Consider the following 8437-nt stretch of genomic DNA (forward strand, 5'->3'; position numbering starts at 1 on the left):
GGAACCACCAGCTCAACCCGTGAAACCCGACGAAGAACAGAGGAAGACGACAAGCATGAGTGCTCCTGCGGTACTGGACAAGGAAGACCTGCGCGAGACGGTCGCACAGGCCCTGGACACCGAGGCGGACCAGGTCACCGACACCGCGAGCTTCGTGGACGACCTGGAGGTCGACTCGCTGATGTCGCTCGAGGTGGTGGTGGTCCTGGAGAAGAAGTACGGGGTGAAGTTCCAGGAGGCCGAGCTGAAGCAGGTCAGCTGCCTGCAGAACGCCTACGACCTGCTCGTGGAGAAGCTGGCCTGATGACCGCTTTGACGACACCGGCGACCGAGCCGGAGCGGGCGACCGGGCTGCGCGCCGGTCCGGTCGCCGGGGCCGTCGAAGTGCTCGAGGCCCCCGGGGAGTCGCAGACCGCCGTCCGCTTCACCGTCTCCGCCGACGAGTTGGTGCTCCCCGGCCACTACCCGGGCTTCCCGATCTTCCCCGGCGTCTGCCTGGTCGAGTGCGTGCACACCGGGGCGCTGGCCACCGCACCGGGTCGGCCGGCCGGGATCCGGCTGGCCGGGATCGAGTCGGCGCGCTTCACCGGGCCGGTCTTCCCGGGCGACGAGTTCACCGTGACCATGGACTGGAAGGCGGTCGAAGGGGGTTGGCGCTGCAAGGCCAAGCTCCGCTCGCAGCGCGGAGACGCCGCCCAGGTGCGGCTGCGCTACCAGACCTTCGGGGACGGCGAGGGCGTCGACGCCCGGTCGGCCGCCACCGCGCAGAACCACGAGGACGGCTGACGTGACCGCGACTCAGGCGCAGATCCGCGGCAGGTTGCCGCACCGCTACCCGATGCTGCTGGTGGACCGGGTGACCGAGGTCAGCCCCGGCGAGCGGCTCACCGCCCTGAAGGCCGTGAGCTGCAACGAGCCCTGGTACGCCGGGCTCGGACCGGACACCCCGGACGAGGGCTTCGGGTATCCGCAGACGCTGCTGATCGAGTCCTGGTGCCAGGCCGCCGGCGTGCTGGCGACCTGGGAGGACCCCAACCCCGACGTGCTGGACGGGCAGGTGATGCTCTTCGGCGGGATGTCCGGCGTGGAGTACCACCGCACCGTCTTCCCCGGAGACGTCCTCGAACACCGGGTGGCCATCTCCCGAGCGCTCGGCGACACCGTGATCTGCGAGGGCCAGAGCCTGGTCGACGGGGAGCCGGTGATGACCGTCGAGCGGTGCGTGATGGCCTTCCGCCCCGCCGAAGCGCTCCGTCCGACCGAAGAGCCGAGCCCCGCCCAAGACCCGCGGCCAGCCGAGCCGACGGCCGACGCACAGACCGACTGACGGAAGAGACATGGACGACAACACCACCACGCGCACCGCCCTGGTCTCCGGGGGGTCCCGCGGCATCGGCCGGGCGACCGTGCTGGCCCTCGCCCGCGACGGATTCCACGTCGCGTTCTGCTACCGGTCGGACGAGACCGCCGCGTTGGAACTGGAGAAGGAGGTCGCCGAGACCGGAGGGCGCGCCACCGGCCGCCGGGTCGACGTGGCCGACGCCGCCGCGGTGCGCGCCTGGGTCGCCGAGGTCGAGGAGGGCATCGGCCCGGTCGACGTCGCGGTCACCGCGGCCGGCATCACCCGGGACAACCCGCTGGTCCTGATGGAGGACGAGCAGTGGCACCAGGTGATCGAGACCAACCTGGACGGCGTCTACCACGTCTGCCGCTCGGTGGTGTTCGGGATGATGAAGCGCCGGGCCGGCGCCATCGTCAACATCTCCTCGGTGGCGGGTGTGTACGGCCACGCCTCGCAGACGAACTACGCGGCCTCCAAGGCCGGCATCATCGGCTTCTCCCGGTCGCTCGCCAAGGAGGTGGGCCGGTCCGGGATCCGGGTCAACGTGGTGGCTCCGGGCTTCATCGAGACCGACATGACCACCGCGATGAACGAGAAGGCGCGCAAGGACGCCCTGAAGGCCATTCCGCTGCGCAGGATGGGCCGGGCGGAGGAGGTGGCCGACATGGTCGCCTACCTCGCCTCCGACCGTGCCGAGTACGTGACCGGATCCGTCCTGCAGATCGACGGTGGAATTACCATCTGATGATTGACGACCGATAACCTCAGGAGTTCGCCATGGCCCGACGGCCGCCGCGCTGGTATTTCTCCTTCCGAAGCCCCTACTCCTGGATGGCCTACCGGGACCTGCTGGAGCACTATCCCGACGTGGCGGACGCCATCGAATGGCACCCGTGCTGGGAGCCGGAGGAGCCCGTCCAGCAGCAACTGGACAGTGCGGGCGTGCGGCTTCCGTACGTCCCGATGTCCAAGGAGAAGCACTTCTACATCCTCCAGGACGTCCGCCGGCTCTCCCGGGAGCGGAACCTGACCATGACCTGGCCGCTGGACGAGGCGCCCCGTTGGGAGGTCTCGCACCTGGCGTACCTGGTCGCGGAGGAGCAGGGGCTGGGCAGGGAGTTCATCGCAGCCGTCTACCGGGCGCGTTGGGAGAACGGCCAGAACATCTCCGACCCGGAGGTCATCGGCGCGATCGGCAAGGAGCTCGGCCTCCCGCCGGAGCTGCTGGCCGGAGCACACGAGGACCCGGCCGTAAGGGAGCGGGGCATCACGGCTCTGAACAACGTCCACCGGGACGGGGTGTTCGGGGTGCCCTTCTTCATCAACGGGTTCGAGAAGTTCTGGGGCATGGACCGGCTGGCCGGCTTCGCGGCGTCGATGCGCGCCCGGGCCGAGAAGGCCGGTGACCGCCCCTGAGCGCCACGTCGGGGCGGACCGCCCGGCACCACACCGAGAGATGAGAAACCCGGACCGAGCCAGGGCTCGGTCCTTCACGAGCGAGGAGAACGATCGTGGCGACCAACCCCTTCGAGGACGACAACGCCGAGTACTACGTCCTGGTCAACGAGGAGAACCAGCACTCCCTGTGGCCGGCCTTCGCCGAGGTGCCCGCCGGCTGGACCGTCGTGCACGGTAAGGACGGCCGGCAGGCCTGCCTGGACTACATCAACGAGAACTGGACCGACATGCGGCCCAAGAGCCTCGCGATGGCGATGGACTCCTGAGGCCTGCGTCCGACCCGGGCCCGGTCCCACACCGGAGTCGGACGACGACCTCTGACGGCTACGGGCCGCCGACCGGCCGCCGCGCGGCCGGTTGGGACCACATCCGCGACGGGCGTTGGCAGGTAGTTGCCGCGCCCGTTGCCGCTGTCCGCGGCCCGTGCGACCGTGAACCGGATTTCCTCCTGCCTTGAATGTCGAGAAAGCGATTGTCGCTCATGGAATTTTCGCTGGTGTGCCTGCCCTTCGCCGGGGGCGGCGCGGGCTTCTACCGTGGCTGGAAGGAGCTTCCCGAGGGGGCTCCTCGGATCGTCCCGGTACAGCTCCCGGGGCGTGAGGAACGCTTCATCGACGAGCCCTACCGCGATGTGGTGCGGGCCGCCGAGGAGCTCGCCCCGCAGTTGGAGAAGGGGCTCGCCGAGGACGGCCGCCCGGTGGCGATCTTCGGCCACAGCCTGGGCGCCGTGCTGGCCTACGAGTTCGCGCGGCAGCTGGAGAAGAGCGGCGTCCTCGACCTCCGCCACCTGTTCGTGAGCGGCTCCCCGGGGCCGTGGACCGGGCGCACCGGCCGGGCCACCGGTCTGGCCGACGACGAGTTCCTCGCCCGCGTCCAGGAGTTCGCCGGTTACCAGCACGACGCGCTGGCCGACCCGGACATGCGGGAGCTGCTGCTGCCGCTGCTCCGGGCCGACGTGGAGATGCACGAGAACTACAAGCCGGTCTCCGACGAACCGCTGTCGGTCCCGATCACCTCCCTCCGCGGCAGCGAGGACGAGCTGGTCTCCCGGGAGGAGGCAGAGCAGTGGCGGGCCGCCACCAGCGGCGCCTTCGAGCTGGTCGAGATCCCCGGCCAGCACATGTACCTGACCGACTCCCCGCTTCCGCTGCTGGAGCAGGTCTCCCGGACGCTGGGCCGGTAGGGCGAGCGCCGGCGAGCTGAGAGAAGGCGGAAGATGCTGCTGCAAGGCAAGAATGCCGTGGTCACCGGCGCCGCTCGGGGACTGGGGCGGGCCTGTGCCCTGCGCTTCGCGGAGGCCGGCGCCGATCTGGTGCTGATCGACGTCGGCCAGGACATCGCCGGTGTGCCCTACCCGCTGGGCTCGGAGAGCCAGCTGGAGCACACCGCCGAGCTGTGCCGCAAGTACGGCGGTTCGGTGCTCACCGTCACCGCCGACGTCCGGGAACCGCGCGACGTGGAGCGCGCGGTGGGGCAGGCGCTGGACCGCTACGGCACCCTCCAGGTGCTGGTGAACGGCGCCGGCATCGCCGCGCCGTCCGGCAAGGCGGTCCACGAGATCACCGAGGACGAGTGGGACCTCATGATCGACGTGGACCTCAGCGGTGCCTGGCGGATGATGAAGGCCGTGGTCCCGGGGATGGTCGAGCAGCACGCGGGCAGCATCATCAACATCTCCTCCACCGCCGGGTTGGTCGGCTACCGCCACTTCGCCGGCTACTCGGCCGCCAAGCACGGCCTGATCGGGCTGACCAAGGCGGCCGCGCTGGACTACGCGCCGTTCCGGGTGCGAGTGAACGCGCTCTGCCCCGGCTCGGTCCGGGACGACCCGGTCTTCGAGGGCCGCATGCTGGCGGAGATCGCCCGCTCGCTGGACGTCGCGGTCGACGAACACGAGCAGATCTTCGTGCAGGCGCAGCCGATGAACGCGCTGATCGAGCCGGACGACATCGCCGGTGCGGCGCTCTACCTGGCCGGCGACGACTCCCGCCAAGTGACCGGCACCACGCTCACCGTGGACGGCGGTTTCAGCGCCCGCTGACCCCTGGCCCTGTCCCCGACCCCTCCAGCTTCTCGCACAACAACTCCACTTGGCAGGAGATCTGCTCATGGCGACAGCAGTTCGGTATCGCGTGGCCGTCCCCACCGACCAGGACCGAGGCCCGGCCGGCCGGGCCGTGGCCTGCCACAGCCTGGTGGTCCGAGCCGAGGCCGCGGTCGACCCCGACCTCCTCCGCTCCCGGCTGCGCTCGGTGGTCGAGGGCCCCGAGCCGCTCCGGCTCTGGGACGAGCGGATGTCCGTCGCGGCGGACGACGAGGCCGCCCGGGCCCGGGTCGAGCTGGAGGCCGAACGGCCCCTCCGGGCCGGTGGACCGCGGCTGCGCGCCGTACTGCTGAGGTATCCGGACGGACAGGCCGACCTGGTGCTGGTGGCGCTGCGGGCGGCGGTGAACGCCCGGGCGCTCCGGGCGATCGCCACCCGGCTGCTCGAAGGCCCGGACGACGGCGGCGAACTCGCCGTCGGCAGCGGCTCCAGCGCCTCCTGGACGCCCCCGGTCGGGCCGGTGACCAGCCGCCCCGGCCTGGAGTGGGGACTGGGCGAGCCCTCGCACTCCGGACGGAAGGGCTCCGTCGCCTTCGGACTCCGGGCGGAGAAGCCCTCGTACGCCCTGCTGGTCTGCGCGGTGGGCCTGGTGCTGGCGCGATACGAGGCGGCGGACACCGCCACCGTCGGCGTGCTGGACGTCGAAGGCGTCGGCGGCGACGTCTCGGTGCGCGCCGTCTCCGCGGGCCCGGAGCGGACGGTCGGCGAGTACCTGGCCCAGTGGGAGGGGCCCTACGGCGGGGAGCCCGCCGAGCAGCGCCCGGTCCCCACGGTCGGGGTGGTGATGAGCGAGCGGGCGCCCGGGGTCGACTACCGGCCGTTCCTGGCGCCGGTGCTGCCGATCACCATCCACTGGCAGCGGCAGCCCGACCACTCGGTGCGGGGCGTGCTCTCCTACGACCGGGGCGAGACGGATCCGGAGATCGCCGAGGGGTTCGCCCGTCATGTGGCCCACGTCGCCGACCAGTTGGCCACCGCGGGTTCGGACCGGACGCTGGGTGAGATCGAGTTGATGACGGAGGAGGAGGCCCGGCGGACGCTGCGGGCGGGGGCCACCCCCGCCGTCGGCGGCCCGGTCTCGACCGAGCGGACCATCCACGGCCGCTTCGCGGAGATCGCCGCCAGCCACCCCGACGCCGTCGCCCTGACCGACCGGAAGACCTCGCTCAGCTACGCCGAGCTGGACGAGCGGGCGGACCGGATGGCGGCCGGGCTGCAGGCGCTCGGCGCCGAGCCGGGCAGCCTCGTCGGGGTGGCCCTCGACCGTGACGCGGAGCTGGTCATCACCCTGCTCGCGGTGTTGAAGGCCGGCTGCGCCTATGTGCCGATGGACATCCGCTACCCCGCGGACCGGCTGCGCTACACGGTGGAGAACTCCGAAGCCCGCGTGGTGATCGCCGGTGACGGCTTCCCCGAGCTGGAGGGGGTGCGGGTGGTCTCGCCCGCCGAGCTCCGGGCCGAGGGCGAGCAGCGCTCCGGCGAGCAGCCGGTCGGCGGGGTCGACGGGGACGGCGCCGCGTACGTGATCTACACCTCGGGCTCCACCGGCCGCCCCAAGGGCGTGGTGGTCCCGCACCGCAATGTCGCCGCACTGGTCGAGGCGACGCGGGGCGACTTCGGGCTCGGGCCCGAGGACGTGTGGACGCTCTTCCACTCCAGCGCCTTCGACTTCTCGGTGTGGGAGATCTGGGGCTGCCTGCTGACCGGCGGCCGGCTGGTGGTCGTGGACCACTGGGTCACCCGGGACACCGACCTCTTCCACGAACTGCTCACGGAGGAACGGGTCACCGTCCTCAGCCAGACCCCGTCGGCCTTCGCCCAGCTCATCGAGGCCGACCGGCGGCTCGGCGGGCGACTCGTGGTGCGGCTGGTGGTCTTCGGCGGGGAACCGCTGGACGTGCGGATGCTCGGTGAGTGGTTCGCCCGGCACTCCCACACCCGCTGCCGGCTGGTGAACATGTTCGGCATCACCGAGACCACCGTGCACGTCACCCAGCAGACGGTCACCCCGGTCGAGATGGTGGCCGGCAGCCGCTCGGTGGGGCGCGCCATGCCCGGTTGGTCGCTCTCGGTGCGCGACCCGCGCGGCCGGCTGCTGCCGGCCGGTGCCTCGGGGGAGATCTGCGTGGGCGGCGCCGGCGTGGCCGACCGCTACCTGGGCCTTCCGGAGCTGACCGAGGAACGGTTCATCACCGATCCCTACGACGGCTCGTCGCGGATCTACCGCAGCGGTGACCGGGGCCGGCTCCGGCCGGACGGCCGGCTCGACCACCTCGGCCGGCTGGACAGCCAGGTCAAGGTGCGCGGATTCCGGATCGAGTTGGACGAGATCCGCAACGTTCTGCTGGGGCACCCGGCCGTCGCCGCGGCGGCGGTCGTCCTCAACCACGACCGGCCCGGTGACGCGGCGACCGCTCGACTCGACGCCTACGTGGTGCTCCGTGAGACCACGCCCACCGGCGAGATCCTCAGCCACGCCGGCGGTGTGCTGCCCGCCTACATGGTGCCGGCCAGCGTCACCGAGGTCTCCGCCATCCCGTTGACGATCAACGGGAAGCTGGACGCCGCCGCCCTTCCGCCGCCGGCTGCCGCGTCGGCGCCGGCCGGCGGTGCGCCGGGGATGGCGCCCGGGGAGACCGCGGGTGCGGCGGGGGGTGACGCGGAGGACACCGCGGACCCCATCGCCGACCGAATCCTGCGGCTGTGGAGCCAGGTGCTGAATACCGAGGTACGGCTGAGTGACAACTTCTTCGAACTCGGCGGTAATTCACTGCTGGTGATCAGAGTGCTGCGCGAAATGCGGGACGGCGGCCTGCCCAGAGTCTCGACACAGGATTTCTACCGGAACTCGACCGCCGCTCAGTTCATCCAGCTTGTACGCGCTGTTTGATGGCCTTGAGAAGTGCTTTGCGAGTGAGACCGCTGGGGCCGCGTATGATCATCCAGTAGCGGCCGAAACGGTTGCGGGTCTCGGTGTCGGTGGCGTAGATGCGGGTCTCCGAGCTGAGCACCCCGTCGGCGTACCGCACATTGAATCCGACCTTGGTGTAGCCGGGCTCCTCGAAGTCCCGGTACGCCTCCGCCATGGGGCGTTCGGGCTGGTGGGGGCCTTCGTCGGAGCCGATGCCGCCGTAGACGAACTCGTTGCCGCCGACCGACAGGACCGTCTGGCCGTCAGCTGCGAACTGGTCCAGTATCCGCGTCTCGCCCTTGATCTCGTTCCTGGTGAAGAGCAGGAAGAAACGGGCGACCGGGGCCTCCTTCCAAGTCGCCTCCTGAGCCGCCTGGATGACCGCTTCGGTGGGGGCGTCAATGCGGAGTGAGTGATACTCGCGGAAATGCCAGACAGGCATGAACCTATCGAGTTCGGTGACAGGAAGTTTCTTGTTCTCGGTCATACAGCGAAGCTAGCACGCGGCCTAGTTGGGCGCAGTAGCAACTTGCTGCAACCGATGTTGTGAGAGGCCATTCCTGCTGTTAGACATGGCCGAGCCGTCGTGTGCTGGACTGTTTCCGTTTTGGTAAGGATGAAT

The 8437-nt window shown here is 70.6% G+C and carries 10 protein-coding genes; 9 read left to right on the forward strand and 1 reads right to left on the reverse strand.

Annotated features, from left to right (window positions below; genetic code table 11):
- Positions 1 to 55 precede the first annotated feature (55 nt).
- The 9 genes from BGP73_RS19880 to BGP73_RS19920 all read left to right on the forward strand — a co-directional run bounded on the left by BGP73_RS19880 (position 56) and on the right by BGP73_RS19920 (position 7794).
- The gene (locus BGP73_RS19880) at positions 56 to 304 is read left to right on the forward strand and encodes an acyl carrier protein (protein ID WP_069816844.1); all 249 of its coding nucleotides are present in this window, start codon (positions 56 to 58) and stop codon (positions 302 to 304) included.
- Positions 304 to 786 carry a 3-hydroxyacyl-ACP dehydratase FabZ family protein gene (locus tag BGP73_RS19885; protein WP_069816846.1) on the forward strand — a complete coding sequence of 161 codons (483 nt, stop codon included), beginning with the start codon at positions 304 to 306 and terminating at the stop codon, positions 784 to 786. Before BGP73_RS19880 ends, BGP73_RS19885 begins: the two co-directional genes overlap by 1 nt.
- Position 787: 1 nt before the next feature.
- The gene (locus BGP73_RS19890) at positions 788 to 1327 is read left to right on the forward strand and encodes a 3-hydroxyacyl-ACP dehydratase FabZ family protein (RefSeq protein ID WP_280138200.1); all 540 of its coding nucleotides are present in this window, start codon (positions 788 to 790) and stop codon (positions 1325 to 1327) included.
- 10 nt (positions 1328 to 1337) lie between these two features.
- Complete coding sequence (fabG, locus tag BGP73_RS19895; RefSeq protein WP_069816848.1) at positions 1338 to 2087, forward strand: 3-oxoacyl-[acyl-carrier-protein] reductase; 750 nt, start codon at positions 1338 to 1340, stop codon at positions 2085 to 2087.
- 32 nt (positions 2088 to 2119) lie between these two features.
- Entirely contained in the window at positions 2120 to 2758 is a 639-nt protein-coding gene (locus tag BGP73_RS19900) for a 2-hydroxychromene-2-carboxylate isomerase (protein WP_069816850.1), read from the forward strand.
- 95 nt (positions 2759 to 2853) lie between these two features.
- Complete coding sequence (locus tag BGP73_RS19905; protein WP_069816852.1) at positions 2854 to 3066, forward strand: MbtH family protein; 213 nt, start codon at positions 2854 to 2856, stop codon at positions 3064 to 3066.
- Positions 3067 to 3281: 215 nt separating this feature from the next.
- Positions 3282 to 3983, forward strand: a complete 702-nt coding sequence (locus BGP73_RS19910) for a thioesterase II family protein (protein ID WP_069816854.1) — start codon at positions 3282 to 3284, stop codon at positions 3981 to 3983.
- A 33-nt stretch (positions 3984 to 4016) separates the two neighbouring features.
- The gene (locus BGP73_RS19915; RefSeq protein ID WP_069816857.1) at positions 4017 to 4841 is read left to right on the forward strand and encodes a mycofactocin-coupled SDR family oxidoreductase; all 825 of its coding nucleotides are present in this window, start codon (positions 4017 to 4019) and stop codon (positions 4839 to 4841) included.
- A gap of 67 nt (positions 4842 to 4908) precedes the next feature.
- Entirely contained in the window at positions 4909 to 7794 is a 2886-nt protein-coding gene (locus BGP73_RS19920; RefSeq protein ID WP_079127700.1) for a non-ribosomal peptide synthetase, read from the forward strand.
- Here the strand turns inward: BGP73_RS19920 and BGP73_RS19925 are convergent.
- Entirely contained in the window at positions 7769 to 8302 is a 534-nt protein-coding gene (locus BGP73_RS19925; RefSeq protein ID WP_069816859.1) for a hypothetical protein, read from the reverse strand. The two genes, BGP73_RS19920 and BGP73_RS19925, sit on opposite strands and share 26 nt — an antisense overlap.
- Between the last annotated feature and the right edge of the window lie 135 nt (positions 8303 to 8437).

The sequence above is a fragment of the Streptomyces sp. TP-A0874 genome (assembly GCF_001748085.1).
Lineage (GTDB): Bacteria > Actinomycetota > Actinomycetes > Streptomycetales > Streptomycetaceae > Streptomyces.

Coding starts and splice junctions, on each gene's coding strand:
- BGP73_RS19880 (WP_069816844.1), top strand. CDS start 56: ATGAGTGCTCCTGCGGTACTGGACAAGGAAGACCTGCGCGAGACGGTC.
- BGP73_RS19885 (WP_069816846.1), top strand. CDS start 304: ATGACCGCTTTGACGACACCGGCGACCGAGCCGGAGCGGGCGACCGGG.
- fabG (WP_069816848.1), top strand. CDS start 1,338: ATGGACGACAACACCACCACGCGCACCGCCCTGGTCTCCGGGGGGTCC.
- BGP73_RS19900 (WP_069816850.1), top strand. CDS start 2,120: ATGGCCCGACGGCCGCCGCGCTGGTATTTCTCCTTCCGAAGCCCCTAC.
- BGP73_RS19910 (WP_069816854.1), top strand. CDS start 3,282: ATGGAATTTTCGCTGGTGTGCCTGCCCTTCGCCGGGGGCGGCGCGGGC.
- BGP73_RS19915 (WP_069816857.1), top strand. CDS start 4,017: ATGCTGCTGCAAGGCAAGAATGCCGTGGTCACCGGCGCCGCTCGGGGA.
- BGP73_RS19920 (WP_079127700.1), top strand. CDS start 4,909: ATGGCGACAGCAGTTCGGTATCGCGTGGCCGTCCCCACCGACCAGGAC.
- BGP73_RS19925 (WP_069816859.1), bottom strand. CDS start 8,302: ATGACCGAGAACAAGAAACTTCCTGTCACCGAACTCGATAGGTTCATG.